At 58.2% G+C, this 19,255-nt stretch carries 17 protein-coding genes; 7 read left to right on the top strand and 10 right to left on the bottom strand.

Features of this window, described 5'->3' with window-relative positions:
- Positions 1-18 precede the first annotated feature (18 nt).
- The 5 genes from OHL23_RS05250 to OHL23_RS05270 all read right to left on the bottom strand — a co-directional run bounded on the left by OHL23_RS05250 (position 19) and on the right by OHL23_RS05270 (position 6,382).
- Positions 19-2,661, bottom strand: a complete 2,643-nt coding sequence (locus tag OHL23_RS05250) for an amylo-alpha-1,6-glucosidase (protein WP_263350715.1) — start codon at positions 2,659-2,661, stop codon at positions 19-21.
- Between the two features lie 133 nt (positions 2,662-2,794).
- A complete protein-coding gene (locus OHL23_RS05255; protein WP_263350716.1) occupies positions 2,795-3,349 on the bottom strand; it encodes a Maf family protein in 555 nt (184 codons plus the stop codon).
- 122 nt (positions 3,350-3,471) lie between these two features.
- Entirely contained in the window at positions 3,472-4,488 is a 1,017-nt protein-coding gene (locus OHL23_RS05260) for a molybdopterin-dependent oxidoreductase (protein WP_263350717.1), read from the bottom strand.
- Entirely contained in the window at positions 4,485-5,273 is a 789-nt protein-coding gene (locus OHL23_RS05265; RefSeq protein WP_263350718.1) for a cytochrome b/b6 domain-containing protein, read from the bottom strand. The genes OHL23_RS05260 and OHL23_RS05265 overlap by 4 nt, the downstream gene beginning before the upstream one ends.
- 125 nt (positions 5,274-5,398) lie before the next feature.
- Positions 5,399-6,382, bottom strand: coding sequence for an isoaspartyl peptidase/L-asparaginase (locus OHL23_RS05270; RefSeq protein WP_263350719.1), 984 nt, complete (start codon positions 6,380-6,382; stop codon positions 5,399-5,401).
- 209 nt (positions 6,383-6,591) lie between these two features.
- Between OHL23_RS05270 and OHL23_RS05275 the strand changes: the two genes are divergently transcribed.
- The 4 genes from OHL23_RS05275 (at position 6,592) to OHL23_RS05290 (ending at position 9,504) form a co-directional block, all read left to right on the top strand.
- Positions 6,592-7,095, top strand: coding sequence for a PP2C family protein-serine/threonine phosphatase (locus OHL23_RS05275; protein WP_317891670.1), 504 nt, complete (start codon positions 6,592-6,594; stop codon positions 7,093-7,095).
- 188 nt (positions 7,096-7,283) lie between these two features.
- On the top strand, positions 7,284-7,625 hold the full coding sequence (locus OHL23_RS05280) for a YciI family protein (RefSeq protein ID WP_263350721.1): 342 nt from the start codon (positions 7,284-7,286) through the stop codon (positions 7,623-7,625).
- An 11-nt stretch (positions 7,626-7,636) separates the two neighbouring features.
- A complete protein-coding gene (locus OHL23_RS05285; RefSeq protein ID WP_263350722.1) occupies positions 7,637-8,893 on the top strand; it encodes an RNA polymerase sigma factor in 1,257 nt (418 codons plus the stop codon).
- 245 nt (positions 8,894-9,138) lie between these two features.
- Complete coding sequence (locus OHL23_RS05290) at positions 9,139-9,504, top strand: hypothetical protein (protein WP_263350723.1); 366 nt, start codon at positions 9,139-9,141, stop codon at positions 9,502-9,504.
- A gap of 112 nt (positions 9,505-9,616) precedes the next feature.
- Here the strand turns inward: OHL23_RS05290 and OHL23_RS05295 are convergent, their stop codons facing one another.
- The 3 genes from OHL23_RS05295 to OHL23_RS05305 all read right to left on the bottom strand — a co-directional run bounded on the left by OHL23_RS05295 (position 9,617) and on the right by OHL23_RS05305 (position 11,507).
- Positions 9,617-10,060, bottom strand: a complete 444-nt coding sequence (locus tag OHL23_RS05295) for a DinB family protein (protein WP_263350724.1) — start codon at positions 10,058-10,060, stop codon at positions 9,617-9,619.
- Positions 10,057-10,458: a vitamin K epoxide reductase family protein gene (locus tag OHL23_RS05300; RefSeq protein ID WP_263350725.1), complete on the bottom strand. Its 402-nt coding sequence runs from the start codon at positions 10,456-10,458 to the stop codon at positions 10,057-10,059. The genes OHL23_RS05295 and OHL23_RS05300 overlap by 4 nt, the downstream gene beginning before the upstream one ends.
- A gap of 134 nt (positions 10,459-10,592) precedes the next feature.
- Entirely contained in the window at positions 10,593-11,507 is a 915-nt protein-coding gene (locus OHL23_RS05305) for an EamA family transporter (protein WP_263350726.1), read from the bottom strand.
- A gap of 66 nt (positions 11,508-11,573) precedes the next feature.
- On the opposite strand from OHL23_RS05305, the gene OHL23_RS05310 reads away from it, so the two are divergent.
- Entirely contained in the window at positions 11,574-12,203 is a 630-nt protein-coding gene (locus tag OHL23_RS05310; protein ID WP_263350727.1) for a CGNR zinc finger domain-containing protein, read from the top strand.
- Positions 12,204-12,229: 26 nt separating this feature from the next.
- Here the strand turns inward: OHL23_RS05310 and OHL23_RS05315 are convergent, their stop codons facing one another.
- Positions 12,230-13,459, bottom strand: a complete 1,230-nt coding sequence (locus OHL23_RS05315) for a GGDEF domain-containing protein (RefSeq protein WP_263350728.1) — start codon at positions 13,457-13,459, stop codon at positions 12,230-12,232.
- A 152-nt stretch (positions 13,460-13,611) separates the two neighbouring features.
- Between OHL23_RS05315 and nadD the strand changes: the two genes are divergently transcribed.
- A complete protein-coding gene (gene nadD, locus OHL23_RS05320; RefSeq protein WP_263350729.1) occupies positions 13,612-14,307 on the top strand; it encodes a nicotinate (nicotinamide) nucleotide adenylyltransferase in 696 nt (231 codons plus the stop codon).
- A 140-nt stretch (positions 14,308-14,447) separates the two neighbouring features.
- Entirely contained in the window at positions 14,448-15,356 is a 909-nt protein-coding gene (rsfS, locus tag OHL23_RS05325) for a ribosome silencing factor (protein WP_263350730.1), read from the top strand.
- A gap of 101 nt (positions 15,357-15,457) precedes the next feature.
- Here the strand turns inward: rsfS and OHL23_RS05330 are convergent, their stop codons facing one another.
- On the bottom strand, positions 15,458-18,943 hold the full coding sequence (locus OHL23_RS05330) for a TonB-dependent receptor (RefSeq protein ID WP_263350731.1): 3,486 nt from the start codon (positions 18,941-18,943) through the stop codon (positions 15,458-15,460).
- Positions 18,944-19,255: the final 312 nt, after the last annotated feature.

A 19,255-nucleotide genomic window follows, 5' to 3' on the forward strand; every position in this document is an offset into this window, starting at 1 on the left:
GGTTTACTTTGGTAGGGGTTACCACGTTAGGGTGACTTCGAGAGTTTGCCAGCCCTGGCCCTGAGGAAAGTGGAGATCGAGGGCGGTGGGCTCGTTGGCTCTTTTGGTCGGATCCGGTAGGTCGGGGTTAAGTGAGATGATTCGTGCCTGTTCGTTGGGGTGATCGCCCGGCGTTACAGACTTTATTTTTTCGTATACCGCCTGATTGCGGCGAATCGCCAGCTCGGCGTTTGTGTTGGGTTGACCTGCAAACCGGACAGTCAAACTGCGTGTGCCGTATTCAGTAGAGAGGACTTTGATCTGGCTGGGCCTGGAGCCGGGACTGGGAAGAGCGGGAGCGGGGATACTTAGTTCGATTGCGGGCAGGGGGATCGAGATTTCGACAGTGCTCAAAGTCTTCGTGCCTTCGTAATCGCTTCGAAGATGGAGGTTTTCTGTCTTTGCGTCCTCATCTGCGATTGTTGCTCGCAACCTGTCTCTTTCGCGATAGAAATTGAGGATTAGAGTCCTATTCCCGAGATGTAGATTGCTGACGCGTGCGTTGGTCCAGTTTGCGGGTAGGTGGGGGTTGACGGTGATGGTGTTGGTGGCGGCATCTAAGCTGATGCCGAAGAGGCCGCGCAGCGTTGGGGTGATGACCATTGCGCTCGACCATAGTTGGTGGCTGGTGCTGCGGCCGAAGGGAACGAACCAGTCGCCGGAGAGGAGTTCGGTGACGGCGCCGGGGTCCTGGGCCCAGGTGAGGTCGACATTTTGCATCAGCATTTGTTCGCCTGCGAGGGGTTGGTTGGCGCGGTATTCGGCGAGTGATCCCCAGCCGGTGAAGAGAGGCCAGACGGAGCCCTGATGGTAACTTAGGCCGTCATAGAAGGGTTCGGTGGTGGCTACGTCGCGGAGTCCCCAGTCGGTAGCGATGGTGGGGCTGGCCCATTGGCTCAGGCAGGCGGCGGGGTGAGCGAGCGATGAGTCGGTATCCCAATACGCGATGGAGGGATAGACAGTGCTGGCTTTGTCCTGGGTGCCGTCGGGGTTGTGGCTGAAGGCGTAGCAACCCTTTTCTGGGTCGTAGTATTCGGATTCGATTGTGGAGTGGATTTTGGCGGCGCGGGTGGTGGCGTTGGCGGCTTTGTCTTTGTCTCCGAGGACGGTTTCGAGGGCAGCGTAGGCTTGGCTGGCCTGCTGGTCTAAGAGGGCGAGGTAGACCTCTTGGTGGGGCATGCCGTGGGAGCCGGAGGTTGCGGGCCAGCTTTCTACCCAGCCGGTACCCTGGCTGTTGTCGTAGATGCCGTCGTGGTCGGTGTCGTGGGCGGGATCGGTTTCGAAGGCCCAGGCTTTTTCGATGGCTTCGCGATTTTTCTGGAGGAAGGCGAGGTCGTTGCTGGCGCGGTAGTAGTCGCGGACGGCCATCAGGAAGAGCGGGGTGGCATCGGCTGCGGCGTACATGTAGGGGAAGGACTTCCAGGCGACCGTGGGGTCGGAGGCGGTCTGGGAGAATTCGTGCATGATTTTGCCCTCGGGGCGCTGGCGGGCGATTAGAAACTCCAGTTCGGAGCGGGTTAATGCGAAGTCGCCGAAGCCGTTGACGGCGTAGAGGGTGTAGAGGGCGTCGCGGCCGAAGAACCAGCCGAAGCCGGGGCGAGCGGAGTCTCCGCTGGCGTAGTAGCCGGCGACTAACGCGTCCTGATTGCTTACGAATTCGTGGGCTTTGAGTTGCTCGATGGAGACTACGCCCCAGTTGAAGGCTTCGTTGAGGGATTTGTCGGGGGTTTCGATGGTGGTGGTTTCAGTGATGAGTTTGGTGTAGTGATCGGCTTGGGCTTTATAGGCGTTGGGGATGGCAGCGTTGAGCCGGTCGAGGTCCTGACGCAGAGCAATAGCTGTTGTGGTTTGCGGGGTGGTTCCTACGGCCATGAGGAGCGGGAAGTACTTTGCATCGACGCCGGTGCCGTCGCGCTTGGGGTCGTAGTGGACGCGGAGTTCGAGGGGATGGACCTGCGGGCGCTCCTGGTAGGGGGCGAGGATGCCGGGGGTGGCGGTGGGGATGGTGATGGCTCCGGCGATGTCAGGGTAGTCCATGTGGAGCATGTAGAAGCCTTCGCCGGTGTTCTGGGGTTTGGTTGGAACCCATTCAGGGCTGGGGATGCCGTCGTTGCGCTTGGGCCACATCCAGCGCATTTCGGGGGTGAAGCGGAAGACGAGATCGAGGGGGTGGTTAGCATCGATCTGGAAGAGAACTACCGGCCCAGTGGTGGGGGTGGTATCTGCGGTAGTCATCCCGGCCTCGTTGTCAGCCGGGCTGAACATGATCTGGCGGATGGTGAAGCCGGGGTGGCTGTAGGTGATGGTGGTGTGGTCGGGGCGGACCTCAATGTTCGCGGACTGGGGGTTGACGGGGATGGGAACGGAGTAGCCTTCGAGGTTTGCCTCGATGGTCAGATGGCTGAGGAGCTTGATGGGGAGAATCCAGGACTCGAATTGGCCGTCCTGGGTGCCGACGAGGACGCCGCGCGGACCGGCAACGGTGAAGGGCTGCGGGGGTTGCGTGGGGCGGCTGATGACGAGTCCGGTCTGGGTGAGCGGGAAGGCCGGGATCTGGGCCTGAGTGCTGGCTGCGCAGAGGAATGCAGCGATTGGAATGAGGAGTTGCCGGAGGGTGTTCATCGGCGGAAAGTGTAGCTGGTTTGAGGGATTTGTGCATCTGGATGGTCAGGATTCAGCAGTTGCTGGTCCCACCCTTGTCACGAAGAACATGCCAAGGATGGGGCACCCAGACTTCTGGGATCATCTTCCAGGCTTATATGGATTGGAGGAGGGTGGAGACGAGCGAGATCGGCAGGCCGACTACATTGAAGTAGCAGCCTTCGATGCGGGGGATCCAGCGGGCGGCTCGGCCCTGGATGGCGTAGGCTCCGGCTTTGTCGTTGGGCTCGCTGGTGGCGATGTAGTCGGCAATTTCCTGTTCGGAGAGAGTGAGGAACTGGACTGCGGTGACTTCGGCGGCTACCTGGGTTTGAGTTGCAGAGACGAGGGCTACGCCCGTAATGACGCGGTGGGTGCGGCCGGAGAGGAGTCGCAACATGCGGGCGGCGTCTTCCGGGTTTTCGGGTTTGCCGAGGATGTGGTTGTCGAGTGTGACGGTGGTGTCAGCGCCGAGGACGATAGCGGTTGGTTCGGCGAGTTTGGCGTAGACGGCTTCGGCCTTTTCACGGGCCAGACGGGTTACGTAGGCAATGGGGTCTTCGTTGAGGTGAAGTTCTTCGGGGATGTGGGCGGGATGGACTTGGAATTCGAAACCGGCCTGGTTCAGGAGTTCGCGGCGGCGGGGTGAGGCTGAGGCGAGGATCAGCATGATTGGATTATTTCAGGAAGGGCAGCTTTCAGCTTCCAGCTCTTAGCCGCTAGCTTTCCGGATTCGCGACAGGCTATGGATCTATCACCTGCTTTGCCTTTGCGCATTGGCTGGCAGCGTGATTAGAGGCCGCCGTCCCAGTCGTAGGAGTGGCTGCCCCAGTAGTCGGCGGGTTTGGTGTTGGAGTAGGTGATGCTGGCGATCTGTTTGATCTGTTTGTAGCCGTATTTGAGGGGCATGGCGAGGCGAAGGGGCGCGCCGTGGGCCGGGGTGAGATCTTGCCGGCTCATTTGGTAGCAGAGAAGGGTTTGAGGATGGAGCAAGTCTGCGAGTTCGAATCCGCTGTAGTACGTGCCATCGGGGGTGGCCAGGGCGGCGTAGCGCGGCAGTGATCCGTCGGCGTTGCAGAGGGGCAGATAGGCCTCGAAGAAGTCGCGGAAGCGGACGCCGCCGTAAGTGACGATCTGGCTCCAGCCTTCGACGCATTTGAATTCGGTGGTTTGTTCGACGAAGGGAAGGCACTTTAGGTCTGTCATGGTGAGGAGCAGACCGGGGCCGGATGGGCGCGGGGGTGGTGGCTGGGGGTTGGCGTTCTGGCCGTTTTTGGCGGGGCCGGGGCCGATGGTGGAGAGTTTGACGTTGTCTTCAGTCATGTTTCCGGTCAGGTCGAGAGGTTGATCGTCGAAGGCGCTGTCTGCTTTGCTGGCTTGTTGGGTGAAGGATGGCTGGTAGCGGTACTGCCATGAGGCCACGTCGGCGACGAAGGCAGGGTGATTCTGGGGTTGGTGGAGGCCGGTGAGCTGGAGTCGCCAGCTTGCTGGATCGAGATCCATGCGGAGGCCGAGCGGGCCGTTGGGGAATGGCCTTTTTACGGCGCTGGTCGCTGGATACGTAGGGGCTAGGGCGGTTTTGCCGAGGATTTTTCCGGAAACGGCGCTGTTGAAGTTAAAGGCGGAGCGGAGAGGCCGGTACATGCCACCGATCTTGGGTCCGCGGTTCCATAGGCGCAGGCCAATGGCGGCTGCGGCCAGGGTGACGGCGCCAGTGAGGAGGCTGCGGCGGGTGCGGAGGGCGATTTCGGCGTCGAGGGTGGGCCGGACTAATCTCGTCGAATCTTGGCTCGTTGAATCTTGGCTCATTTGATAAGCCTCTGCGCGGGGATGGGAACGTCTTCGGCGGAAGTGATTTGGTTTCTGGTGATTTCGAATCCGGTAATCATGGAGCGCAGATTGTTCCAGCCAGCGCGAAAGACGTGAACGACATGGGCAACGAAGAAGAGGCAGAAGCCGATGGTGAGCCAGAAGTGAAGCCAGCGGGCGGTCTGGTATCCGCCGCATAGGGTTGTGATGAGGTGCAGGGAGGTGGGTTTCCAGATGGCTGCGCCAGTGAGGACGGAACCCGCGCCCATGAGCATAACCATGGTGTAAGCGAGCCGCTGGGCGGGGTTGTACTTCATGCCGGAGTGAGGCAGGTGGCGGCCGGTTAGCTCTGCGCGGATGGTGGCGGCGAGCTGGGTGAACGCTTTGCGGTCGGGGAGAATATGACGCCATTGGCCGGAAATGGCTAGAAAAAGGAAGTACGCAATGCCGTTGACGGTGAAGAACCACATGCCGAGGGCGTGCAGTCCGAGGCCCTGGGGAAAGTGATGGGGGATGCGAAGGAGGCTGTAGAACTTGTCCGGAAAGAGGCGGAAGAGAGTGAAGGAGCCGAAGCCGATGCGGTAGACCTGATGCTTGCCGCCCTGGCCCGGGATGGAGTCAGCCCAGTAGATCATGAGTCCGCTGTAGATCATGAGGAAGAGCAAAGGGAAGTTGAGCCAGTGCATCCAGCGGGTCGCCGTAGGGTGCTTCTTAATCAGGCGCAGGGCCGGCGGTGCGGGGATGAGGAACGGCTTGGTCGGCAACTGAGACGTCGGCTCGGGCATGGCTTGTTTTTGGGGGTGTTATTCCAATTTAACGCGGAATTTATGTCAGACGGGAATTTTTGAGCGGTGGTTGGAATGCGTCTTTTGAGGGAGTGCGTTAGGGAGTGCACCGGAACACGCCGGGGTCAGACGGTAAGGCCGGTGCGGAGGCCCTGGCTGTTGGCTATGCCCCAAGCCATGCCGGGCGTGTTGTGAGCTATGCCACATTGACCGTCGGGGCCGAGCAGGATGATGCCGCCGTGGCCACCCAATCGCTTGTAGAGATAGGCGATGGCTTCTTTTGCGGCTACTTCCGGGGTTGCTCCCTGGGCGACTCGGTCTGTGGCCCATTTGCCGAGGACGAGCTTCATGATGGGTTCGCCCCAGCCGGTGAGGGATACGGCGGCGGATTCGTTGTCGGCGTAGCAGCCGCAGCCGATCAGGGAGCTGTCGCCGACGCGGCCGGGAGCTTTGTTGAGGGTGCCTCCGGTAGAGGTGCCTGCGGCGAGGTTGCCGTATTGGTCGAGGGCGACGGCGCCGACTGTGTCGTGGCTCTCGAAGCCAAGACTTGGCGATTCGTCGGCAGGAGTTTCGGAGCTCTTGTCGTCGTGGGACAGGGGACCGCTGAAGGTGATGTCGGTGAGGCCTAAAGAGAGACGCATCTGGGCATCTCTGAGGCGGATGCGTTCCCGTTCGAGGACCAGCTCGCGGTTGTTGATCAGAGGCATACCGTGGCTGGCGGCGAAGGCTTCGGCGCCGGCGCCGACGAAGTAGATGTGAGGGCTCTTGTCGAGGACGAGACGAGCGGCCTGGATGGGGTTGCGAAGGCGTTCGACGCAGGCTACGCCGCCGGCGCGGAGGGTTGCTCCGTCCATGAGCAGGGCGTCGAGCTGCACGGAACCTTTCGAAGTGAGAAAGCTGCCGAGTCCGGCGTCGAAAGTGGGGTCGTCTTCAAGGATGGTGACGGCTGCTTCGACGGCGTCGGTGGCGGTGCCGCCCCAGTTGAGGATGGCGTGGCCGGTTTTGAGGGCCTGGGCTACGCCGGCCTGGTGGTCGGCGGCCATTTCAGGGGGAATGGCCCAGGCTCCGCCGTGGACGATGAGGGTTGGTTTGGGCGCGTTTGTGAACATCTTGACCGTTCAGACTACAGGATTCTAGTTCTCCTAATGGAGAACGCGCGGGCCCAGGGGAAAACACATCAATATACTCCGCTAGCCGGGGCTTGTCAGGATTTGTCTGGGTTTGTCTGGGAATCTCGACGGCTCTTAGTGGGTCAATTTGAGGAAATGGCAACCCTCAGGGGCTAAAGCCCCGCCCGTATTGCGGGATTATGTAGGGGCTGAAGGCCGGGATGCTGGTCGCGGTCCTGGTAGGGGCGATCCGCACGGCGGTCCGATTCAGTCCCGATCCGCTTGCTGTGCTGAGAGAACTGAACCTTCGCCTCCTGGGACGTGGCGACGTCCAGGCAACATGCGTCTCACTCCGCATTGCGAAGGATGGCGAGGTGACACTGGCCAATGCTGGCCACCTGCCTCCCTACCTAAACGGAGAACCGATAACGATGGAGGGTGCTCTGCCGCTGGGTATTATCGAAGGCGCAGAGTTTTCCGTGATGCACTTTCAACTGGAGGACGGCGACAAGCTGGTGCTGATGTCAGACGGGATTGTCGAGGCCACGGACGCGAAGGGACAATTGTTTGGCTTCGAGCGTATTCGCGACCTGTTACGCACCGTAACCAAGGCATCAGAAGTGGCCAGCGCGGCCCAGAGCTTCGGCCAGGAAGATGACATCAGCGTTATCTCTGTAACACGGACAGCAGTGCTTGATCCTTCTATTGCGTGAATCAAGCTCGGCGCGTGGCCCGTCCTTGACGCGCACTTTGCGTCAAGGGTGGGATATCACAAATCGCTTCCGTCTATCCGCTATCCATCGGTTTTTCGGCAAGCCGCCGAAAAGTTTGTCGATTTTCGACAGGCATATTCGTTATTGGTGCAGATGTACGCTTAACGAAGCGGGAAGAGGAGAATCGGATGCCACAATACGTACTCTTGCTACACAGTAACGGCGAAGCCTGGAAGAAGTTGAGCCCCGAAGAGATGCAGAAGAAAGTCGAAAAATATCTCGCCTGGCGAAACAAGCCCTTCGTCGTAGGCGGCGCGGGGCTGGTTCGGGATACAGGCCGGGTGATCCGGGCGAAGGGTGACGACGTGAGCGTGACCGAAGGTCCATTTAGCGAGTCGGCAGAAGTGATGGGCGGGTTCTACACCATTGAAGCGGCTGACTATGACGAAGCCGTCAAGCTCTCTCTCGACAACCCTCATATCGGTCTCGGCACCGTTGAGATTCGCCAGGTCATGGTCTACAACGCATAGGAGCGTCTTCGATGCAAGAATCAGGCAGTCCTGTGTTGCTGGAGCATCTATTCCGCCGAGAGTCTGGACGGATTGTTGCCTGGCTCGCGGGACTGCTTGGTTCGGCCCATCTTCAACTCGCGGAAGATGCCGCACAAGAGGCCATGCTCCGCGCCGTGCAGACCTGGCCATTCCAGGGGATTCCTCCAAAGCCCGAGGCCTGGCTCTTTCGCACCGCGCATAACTATGCAATCTCGTCGGTCCGGCGGAGTGGTGTTTTCAACGGCAAGGCCGATGCGCTGATTGCGGCTCTTGAAAGTGGCGCCCAGCCCATATTGGATCTTGATGCAGAGCAAAGCCTGCGCGACGATGAACTGCGTATGGTTTTTATGTGTTGCCATCCAAAGCTTGTCCCGGATGCGCAGGTAGCGCTAAGCCTGAAACTTGTTGGCGGATTCAGCAAGGAGGAGATCGCCCGCATCTTCTTCTCCGAGCCAGCTACGATTGCGCAACGTTTGGTGAGAGCAAAACGGCTGATTCGCGAACAAAAGCTGGCGCTGACCATGCCTTCCAACGGTCAGCTCGAGCAGAGAGTCAACTCAGTGCTCAAGGTGATTTACCTGATGTTCAGCGGGGGCTATGCCGCACATGCCGGGGAAGACCTCATCCGTGCCGATGTCTGCCTGGAAGCTCTGCGCTTGGGAAGGCTGGTTGCGTCCTCTTCGATGGGTGCTCCGCGGGTCGATGCCCTCGTCGCATTGATGGCGTTACAGGCGGCACGCCTGCCTGCACGCACGGACGCGGCCGGAGATCTCGTTTTATTGGAGGAGCAGGACCGCAACCTGTGGGACGATGAACTAATCGCAATCGGTTTTTCGTACTTCGACCGATCCATCGCTGGAGACGAGATCTCCGAGTGGCATGTCCAGGCTGCCATCGCGTCAATCTATGCGAGCGCCGCCAGTTCGACAGAGATTGACTGGGTGTCCATACTTGAGCACTATGACCAGCTTATGGAGATGACGGATTCACCGGTTGTAGCACTGAATCGCGCGGTTGTCGTTATGAAGGTGCATGGCGCGGAGGCGGCCCTGGCTGCATTGACACCTCTCGCAGGAAACAATGCCTTGCAGAAGTATCATCTGCTTCCCGCAACACAAGGCCATGTGCTGGCAGCGCTTGGACGGCTGGAGGAAGCGAGGGCGGCGTTTTCAGCGGCGCTGGAGTGCGACTGCACCCTGCCGGAGAAGCGCTTCTTACAGCGTCGGTTAGCGACGATATCGATGTAAATCGCTCTGCCGTTGCCTTTCTGTCTGTCATTCCCTCGATAAACCGAAAGGCCGGGTGCCCCATCCATCGCGCATCCTCATCGCGAAATGGGTGGGAGACCATCAATCCCCACCCCACTCGGCATAATCGGCACCAATCTCCGCAAACTTCCTCGCAGCCGGCAGCAAATCAGGTGTACATTTGAGGGTCGAATTGCGCGCGATTCGGGAAGGAAACGAACTGGGATTAGAGCGCACGGTGTCTTATGCTCCTTGCAACGCTTCCAATTACGTTCATGGCCATCGTGGGTCTTGTCTACGCCTGGGCCTGGACCGACAAGGAAATGCGTGCCGTAAAGGTTTGCGGACGGTCAGAGACGATTGCCTTGCTAAGCGTATTCGCCGTAACCATGCAGGTGCTGCTCCTTGTCGTGATGTTTTCCTTCGGTATCGGCAGGATCGAGCGCGGCGCAATCGAATTGGTTTCCGGATTCGAGCTTCTGTTCTTCCTCCTCGCACTACCATGCGCACTCATGCGAAAGGGGCCGGTGCGATGGTGGCTGACCCTTGCCTCGATTTACTTTATGGCGCTCGGTGGCTTTGTCTATCTGGTAAGTGGAGTTGAATTCTGACGATTGCCCGATCCCCCGCTCATGTTCTCTCCTCCCTGACAACAAAAGCCGAGTAGATTCAATCCTCTTTGTATTTTCTGTGCCAACAAAGACGAGAATAGGATATCCAAACCTAACCCAACCCAATCTGCCCAAGATGATGCACCAGATGCCCCAGATAATCCTCAGCCAGAAAACGCAAAGTAACCGGCTCACCCGCCCCAATCCGGCAAACCGTCTCTAACTTACCCGCCGGAATCCGCGCAATCACATGCGCCAGATACCGGTTATAACTCGCCCAAAGCGAAACCAGCAGCAACCAATCCGTCTCCTGCACCGCCTGTACGCGAATATTCCCATCCTGATCGTATCTGGGAAACTCCAGCGCCTCCGCGAGCAAAGCCCGCACAAACCGCTGATGGTTATTCGAAGCCGAATCAATCAAATGTCCGAGTAACTGCTTACGCGACCACCCACCCGCCAGCAGCGGAACCAGGCTTTCAGCCTCACTCACCACACGCAATCGCGGCTCAGCCGCATCAATCGCCGCCAAAAGCCTCCGACTCAACTCAATCATGCAACCCTCTTCCGCACCAAAAACAGCCATCCCAGCGCCGCCAGAGTAATCAGCGAAATAATCCCCAGCGAAGTAACGCAGTACACGCACCAAACCAGAAGAACATCTTTCTCAATATGCGTCAGATACAGCGAAAACCCCAAACCCGTCACCGCCGCAGCCAACACCAGCCGCTTCCGCCGCGCCAGCGCCAGCACCAGCATCATCGCGTAACCGGCAATCCCAATCGCCGCCACCGGCACCGGCCCAACCACCGCATACGGCGAATGGTTCACAATCCCGCAATCCCACTTCTCATTGATCGAGCAGGGCTGAGTATCCGTCGAGTAATGAACGTGCAGCGCCAGTCCCGCCACCACCACCCCCGCCAACGCCAGAAGAGCAATCAGATATCGCATAGCTAGAAATCCTACCAGCCCTTCGTCAACGCTGCCGCATCGCGTAGTGGGTCAGTTTGAAAGGTACGGGCTTTAGCCCGTACATTAAGCGATACAAGATTAGAGGGCTTTAGGCCCTGAGGGTTAGCCTATTTTCAAGCTGACCACTTACCGCGCATCGTCAGCACAACACTCCCCAGCACCAGCCCGGCTCCAAGGAGGGTCCGCGGAGTAATCGCCTCCGAAGCCACAAAATAGCCCAGCGCAATGGCCACAATCGGATTCACATACGCATGACTCGCGACGCGGCTGGCCGGCATCCGCCCCAGTAGCCACACAAACGCCGTAAACCCGATCAGCGACCCCGCAACAATCAGATAGACCAGCGCTAGCCCGGCCTTCAGCGGAATGGCAGGAAACGGATGCAGCTCGCCCGAAACCAGCGAAAGCACCAGCAGCAGTCCCCCTCCCAGCATCATCTCCGCCCCAGCCGTAATCACCCTGGACTCCGGCATCACCAGCGACCGGGAAAGCACAGCCCCCAGCGACCAGCTCAGCGAACCACCCAGGATCACCAGGCACGGAACAACCCCAAACGCCTGTTTTCCATCCCTCAGCGTCATCAGCGCCACGCCGGAGAATCCCACCGCAACTGCCAACATTGCGCTCCAGCGAAACCTCTGCTGCCGCAGCACAAAAACCTCGAGCAGCACAGTCATCAGCGGCAGCGTAGCCTCCAGCACCGAGGTGATCCCGGAAGGCACAAACTGCTCACCCCAGAACAGCGCCCCATACGTCGCCGAGAACATCAGCACGCCAATGATCCCCAGGCTCCGCCACTCCCGCAGCGTCGGCCACGGAGTCCCTCGCAGCCGCGCGAACACAAACAGAATCGTCCCCGCGGTAAAGAATCGAATCCCCGCGCACAGCCACGGTGGCACCAGCAGAACCGCAATCCGTATCGCCAGAAATGTCGATCCCCAAATCACATAAATCGCGAAGAATGCGAGAATCAAACGGTAGTTCATCCGTTCGCGAAGAGGCGTATCTATAACCAGTAAAGTGCTCATGACTGGTTAAACTATACAGCAGACGTATATAACCTGTAAAATAAAAATAGAAGGTTATAGAAGCAGATGCCGCAAGCGGAGAATGCCCACGTCAAACCATTCGAGCTGATCGCAGGCCACGTCGCGCTCGACCTCGTCAACACAGTCGATCACCGTTTCGGCCCGCCCGCTCCGCAGGAGCGCCTCGTCACTTACGACGACCTCCTTCGCTTCGCCCTCCAGTCCGGGATCATCACAGACCGCCAGGCAAAGAAACTACGCCGCAGCGAAGCTTCCCTCGCCGAGCGTGAAACGATCCTCCGGCAAGTCAGAGACCTCCGAGAAGCCCTCGCCGCCGTAGCCTACGCCCAGCTCGAAAACAACGAAATCCCAGCCTCCAGCCTGGCGACCCTTGAAGATCACTTCAAGCAAGCCGCCGCGCGCCGCCATCTCGTCGCAGGAAACCTCCTGCTCGTATGGAACTGGTCCGGCCTAAGCCGTGAGATCGCCGCACCCTGGTGGCGCCTGTCCCAGGCCGCAGCCGATCTCCTTCTGTCCGACCAGTCCGCTCACATCCGCTGCTGCTCCAGCGAAACCTGCCGCTGGCTCTTTCTCGACACCAGCAAGAACCACACCCGCCGCTGGTGCGAGATGAAAACCTGCGGCAACCGCATGAAAGCCCGAAGATTCCACGCCCGACAGTCCGAAAACGAGTAAACTCCAAGGCCCAGTGCCGACCGCATTTACATCTTCGCCGCTTCCCGATCGGTTCGCCGGGCGGCCTCCGGGAACGTGCGCTGCGGCATCCTGCTCCGCATGCAATTTCGGCCATCGCTCTTTGCCATATACAGGGCCTCGTCGGCGCGCGCAATCAGAGTGACCGCGTCGTCCTCGGGACTCGCCTCAGTCAAACCGATGCTCAGCGTAAGAGGGCCGAAGTCATCCCGTATCTCAAGGCTTTCGATCACCTGTTTCACTCGTTCGAGCACGATTGACGCCTCGTCGATCGTAGTCAGGGGCAACACGAGCAGAAATTCGTCGCCTCCATATCGCCCTAGGTAGTCCACTCCACGCAGGCACTTTGAGATTGCGAGCGAGACCCCGCGAATTGCTTCATCTCCTGCGGCATGGCCAAACCGGTCGTTGATCGATTTGAAGTGATCGACATCCACCAAAGCGATGCTGAGTTTCATCTGGCTGCGGTTACTTCGCTTTAACTCTGCGTTTAGTTTTAACTCTATGCCGCGCCGGTTGAATGCACCCGAAAGCGAGTCCGTCTCCGATTCCTCCTGGCTGCGTTGAATCATCTCGTGCCCGGCCATTGCGAGAAAACACAGCCCGTAGACAGCAAGATAAACAAGATTCATCAACATCGTTGAAGTCTGAACGATATCGCCTTGCATGAGATTGTTTGGAGCCCCGAGGATCACGGAAAGCACGGAACGTACAACGCAAAGCGCCGCCTGAATTGTCAGAAGAATCCCGAAAAATCGAGCCGTGCTTCTATTGGCACGCCGCGACGAGGTGTCTGCGGACGTCCGAAGAAGTTCCCAGGCCGTTAATCCAACAAGCAGCGCCTGGATCATCCCCATGACTACAATGCGAGGTAATATATTCGGCCGTACCTCGCTGTAGTAATAAACCACCCCAAGGGCCAGCCCCGACGGTACCGTCACGAGCCACAGTCTGATCTTCCCACCAACGAATTGGACCACTCCGCAGTACAGAAGAATGAAGCCGCCAGCCGCCAGCACGTTGGCAATATCCACCGAAAGAAAATCCGAAATGTGTCCCCGCGACAACGCCAGAAATGTGCAAGGAATACCCAGCAGAAATGCAAAGCTAATCGAACGAATGCCTCGAACCATCGGATATACCCGGCTCATACAGAGAAAGAGCGTGGCGAACATGATCGCAAGCACGCACTGGCAGCCGAAGAGTGTCCGATTGTCGAACCACGAGAGCAGAGACATGAGTAGCCTATGAATTGAGCATATCGAACGGGGAACCGCTTCCGGCCGCCGTACCAGATCCGCTTCAGAGAATACGGCGGAAAAATGCATGGATCGGTAACCGAAGGAGCGAATGCACCGCTTCAGCTACCATAATTCTCATGGAATCAGTCTTGCCGGGTTGCGGTGGTGTGGCGTTTTTTGGAGGCAGTTTCGATCCTCCGCACCTTGGTCACATCGCGATAGCTCGTGCCGCCATGAAATCGCTTGGTCTGAATCAGATTCTATTCGCACCGGTCGGCCTTCAGCCCCTCAAACCCGCCGGCTCCTCCGCCAGCTTCGAGCACCGTGTCGCAATGACCCGTCTGGCCATCGCCAACCAGCCGGGCTTTGAACTTTCCTTACTCGATGCACCGAATCCAGCCGGCGCACCCTCCGGCAACTCGCCAAATTACACCTTTGACACCCTGACCAAACTTCGGCAATCCCAACCTGAGGACACCCCTCTCTATCTACTTATGGGTGCCGACTCATTCCGAACCATGCATCATTGGTACCGCTCCGGCGAAATTCCTTTCCTCGCCAGTCTTATCGTCGCCCCCCGACCCGGAGAAGATTTGAGCCATCTTCCAGCCGACCTGCTGCCTGATCTAAGACTCGAAGCACTCCCAAACCAGTCCAACCATTACCTCCTCACCAACTCTGCCGGAGACAGTTCCAAGCTCACCATCCTCTCTGGCCTCAACTACGACATCAGCGCCACTCAGCTTCGTGCCCAGGTTCATGGCGGTGATTGCTGCGAGCCCCAGCTCCTCGATCCCGCAGTACTCGAATACATCCGCCAACACCGCCTCTACGAGCAGTCTTGAATGGACCTGCGGCAGCGGAGGAATCAGCACCGGCAACGCAGTTATTCCCTGTTCCCTATTCCCTCTTCCCTGTTTTCTATGTATCTTCCTGCTAACATGGTTCGTGCCTCTTCAGGGGTGCAGGGAGAATTATTCATAAGATGGCAACTCCGGAAACCCGCCGCCAGCTCTTGGTCGCCGTCGCAGCCTGCGACGATAAAAAAGGCGAAGATACTCGCATCCTCGAACTCGATCCCGCAGACTCCGGTCTCGCTGACTTCTTTCTCATCACTTCGGCCACCAACGACCGTCAGGTCGTCGCCATCGCCGATGAAATCGAATTGCGTCTCAAGAAAGACTTCGGTCTCTACGCGACCTCGGTTGAAGGCCGCCGCCAGGCCGAGTGGATTCTCCTCGACTACACCGACATCGTCATCCACGTCTTCCTCGCGGAAAAGCGCGCTTTCTACGACATTGAGCGCCTTCGCAAGTCCGCCCGCAATCTCACCTCGGCCGAGGTAGAGGCAGAACTGGCTCACGCTCTCGCCGAGAAGACGCGCGCCGTTCGCAGCAGTTCCTCGAAAGCAGCAAAGAAGTCCGCGAAAGTCGCACCCGGCAAGTCCCCCGCAACCAAGGCCACAAAACCGAAGTCCCCATCGGCGAATACGTCTAATAAAGGAGACTCAACAGTGACCGCGAAGCCTGCAAAGAAGGCTGTCAAAAAAGCCGCAGCCAAACCGGCCAAAGCAGTGAAGGCCAACTCCACAGCCAAGACATCCACTCCAAAAGTGGTAGCGAAACCGGCCCTGAAATTGGCCGCAAAGCCGGCGAAAAAAGCAGCAGCAACGCCCGTTGGCGTTCTTGCTCCCACGGCAACCGGGATTCCGGGCAAGGAATTTGCGGATAACCTCGGCGCCAAGCCTCCGATTCTCAAGTGTGAAGATCCCGACGCAGCCAGCTCAGTGAGCATTGCCGCCAGCGCCGCTCCAAAACCAGCGAAGACGGCACCCAAAAAAGCAGCGAAAAAGGCCCCAGTCAAAGCGGCAGCCAAAAAGTCGAAAGGCAAATAGCGCCGCTCGGCACTGGCAGGTCAGCACCATGCAAAAAGGGCAGCCCCATCAGGAGCTGCCCTTTTCCATGTCTCCGGCAAAGCGCCGAAGGGTTGTCAGGTTTAGAAGGTGATCTTACCCGTAACCACCAGCACACGCTGCGTTACAGCCGCACTCTGGAACGAACCATAGGGGCTCGTCGGCGGTGCCTGCACAGAGGTGATCGTGCCAAAGCTGCCCGTTCCCAGCGTGGCGTTCGGGTTGGAGAAGTTGGCATGGTTAAACACGTTGTAGGCCTGTGCGCCGAGTTGGAACGCAACACCCTCGCGCTTCACGAACTGCTTCATGAGTGTCATGTCCGTATCGGCGTAATGAGGCCCGAAGAACGCATTCCTGCGAACATTGCCGAACGTCGTTTGAGTTGCGGCGTACTGTCCAAAGTCCAGGCATGTACCGTTGACCGCGCCATAAGGATTGCTGCCGCAGGTGTTGGTCAGGCTTCCTGTCAAAGCCTGCGGCATCAGCGAGGTCAAGCCTTCAGTATTGTTGATGGACGCGATCGTCGGGTACCCAAGGATCGCATTCGTATTGTTCACAGAGAAAGGCTCACCCGACCGGTAGTAGGTCTTGCCGCTGATAACCCAGCCGCTCACTGCATAGTTAGCGATCTTGTTCTGCATCTTGAACGGTTCTTCGTACACGATGTCGCCGACAAGATCGTTGCGGATGTCATAGTCCGCATTGGAGTAGTTCAGGTTCCCTTTTCCAAGTGTCGGAGTGAGCTGCTTGGTAACGGAACCGATGTTGTAAAACTCTCCAACGCCTCCATTGGAGATCGTGTCCAGAGCATGGCTATAGGTGTAGCTCAGGTGCGCCGTAATTCCGTGCCCCTGGTGCGTGTAGACCACCATGCCGCCGTTGTAGTTGGAGTGTGCGTTGTTCGTGAAGGAGTTCACTTCACCAAAGCTTGGATCCAACGGTGTCGTGTTCAGTCCGGCAATTGTCCCACCCTGCACCGGCAGCCACGTCCCGGTATTGCTGGGCGTGAGTGCGCTGGAGTAAATTCCGGTGCTGGCGTTCAAAAAGGGATTCTGAATCAGTTCGTTGTAACCGTAGTTCCCCGCATAGCCCAGCGAAACGCTGTCGTGGGCGTTGAACTGGTGCTGCACCTGCAGGCTGTACTCCAGATACTGCGGCTCATGCAGAGTTCCATTCGGGAAAACGGCATTCAGGCTCGGCGGGCTGAAGGTAATGCCCTGGTTATACAGCGTGGTATTGATCGAGGAAACAGTTCCCGTGGCAAACCCTTGCTCGATTGCTGTGTTGGCCGCCGTCGCGTAATAGGGAAGGCTTCCCGCTCCGCCCGGCGCCACGGTGCCGGCATACAGGGACTGCAGGTCGTAGTTCGGGAAGTTCTGAATCGGTGCATCCAGGAACCCAGCGGGATAGAGGTCGGCAAACAGACCGATACCGCCGCGAATCACAGTGCTCGGAGTCAGGCCGTAGTTGAATCCAACGCGGGGCTGGAAGTTGATCTTGTCCACCGCGAAGGCCTGATTGTTGTTCGGATTGATCAGGCTGCCGTATGGCGTGGTGACCGATCCAGCTACATTTGGAAAATTGCCGTTATACAACGAGAAGCAGTTGTTCTGGCACGCGGGCGGGCCGGTGCGGTCGACACGTGCGCCCACGGTGATCTTCAACTTGGGCGTTGCCTGCCATTCGTCCTGAGCATAGACACCAAGGTTGTAGAGCGCCAGATGTGCGGTAGGAGCAGTGGTGAACGCCTGCTGATACACATTGGATCCGTTGTAGACCGATTTGTTGGTGCCGAGGGTACCTTGCGCAATATCTCCAAGACTGTCGATCTGGAGCATTGGGAAATCGACATTCGATTGAGCGTCGTAGTCCGAGACCAGGTCGCGGCGGAAGTTCGCGCCGAACTTGAAGTTGTGCTTGCCACGGACCCAGCTGATGTCGTCCACAAGCTGGTACTGAGTTACGTTTCTGCCCTGAGGATAGTAGTTCGGTACACCCAGGTTGGTGAAGCCAGGGACAAAGTTCGTGCCGCTGCCGTCCGCGCCAATGCTGAAATTAGCGTAGAACGGGAGCGCTGCTTGCGAGGCCGCGATGTTCGTCGGCCCGAAAGTGGTGGCGTACCAATTGGCGGCAATCGTCGCCGAGTTCGTCAGGTTGGGCGTAATCACATAGTTGTCGTTGAACTGCCCTTCATACGCAGGCTGCGCGGACATGGCATCAAACAAAGGATTGATCAGGCTGGTTGCCGTAGGCTGCGTGCCACGATCCATCTTGTAGCGGCCATAAATGGTGTGCTTGTCGCTGATGTGCCAGTCAGCGCGGCCGGTAAAGAGCCACTCCTGGTTTTCGTTCGTAGCAGAGGCATAGGAGCTGAGCGCGCAAACGCTCACCGCGGTAAAGGCTCCGCATCCGCCTCCCGGTGTGGGTGTTGCGGTCTTGTACGCCTGCGAGTTGTTATACAGATTGAACATCTGCTGGTACGTGGAGTACGCGGTAGCGGGCACGTTGGCCAGAGCGTAGGCTTCATACTGCGGGCTTGGCAGCGAAACAAAACCGCTGGCAGGCAGCACATAGCGCAGACCCTCATAGTCGGCGAAGAAGAACAGCTTGTCCTTGATAATCGGACCGCCCACATTGGCCGCCCACTCATTCGACACCGCATGGGGCCGTGGTGTGTCCGTGTGATTATTGAACCAGCCATTGGCGTTCAGAGCGGTTCCGTTGTAAAGGTAGTTCGCCTCTCCGTGGAACTGGTTGCTGCCCGACTTGGTCGTGTACTCAATAATGGCGCCAGCCGCGCGGCCATACTGCGAGCCGTAGCCATTCTGCACCACCGTCACTTCAGCCTGTTCGCCCTGACCCAGGGAAAGGTTCGAGCTGCCCGAGTTGTTCAGGTTAAGAAACGGATCCTGGTTGTCAAACCCGTTCATCACAAACAGGTTGGAAATGCCCGGCAGACCATTCGAGCTGAAGTTGCCATACGAGCCACCGGCATTCACCACCACGCCCGGAGCAGTGAAAGCTACCGACGTAATATCGCCGCCCGGAGCAGGCAATTCCTGAATCTGCTGCTCGGTGTAGGTCGTTGTCATCGACGAATTCTGCGAGTCGATCAGCGGCACCGTGTCCGCGCTCACATCGACCACCGTCGTATTGCCCGTCGGAGTCACCTGAATGTCGCCGGGAACCGTCGTGCCCAGAACCACCGAGACCTGAACGGTGTTCGATTGCAGCCCTGACGCCACAGCGCTGATCTTGTATTGATCCGGCTTGAGCAGGCCAGCCGTGTACCGGCCTTCCTCATTCGTGATCACTGTCTGCTTTGCATTGGTCGCGGCATCAACCACGGTCACAGTCGCGCCCGGAACCACCGCTCCGGACTGGTCGGTTACCACGCCGCTCAGCGCACCGGTAACCGAGGTCTGCGCATATGCCGTAGGCGTCGTGTTCAGCACGGCGAAACCAGAGGCAACCAGGAGGCTCAGCGCGAGCGCTGTGCCGCGAAGTCCATTCCTGCTTCGAAATCGTAACAACTGGGAAATTGAATCATGGCCAAAAGACAACAACATTCCTGTTTTTTCTCCTGAGGCGGTTGGGGATGTTAAGAGGAAGTGCAGATGTGCGATCGAATCTAAACATCTTCCCTGGAGTTGTATGGGGTCAGTACGAAACTAAAAGGTGGTTTAAAAAAGCGATCAATGAGTCTTGCCAGGTCTAAACCAGAAGAACAGCGTCCGCCCGGTCCGACAAAGACACCTTTGTATTCTTCGACGCACGAAACGCCCGTCCGGATTCGCAAATATGAATACTAAGAGAATTTCCGTACCGCATACCGATATTTATAGACAGATTTCATTTTCCATATAAACTCTGTTCACCAG

The sequence above is a fragment of the Acidicapsa acidisoli genome (assembly GCF_025685625.1).
In the GTDB taxonomy this organism is placed as follows: Bacteria; Acidobacteriota; Terriglobia; order Terriglobales; family Acidobacteriaceae; genus Acidicapsa; species Acidicapsa acidisoli.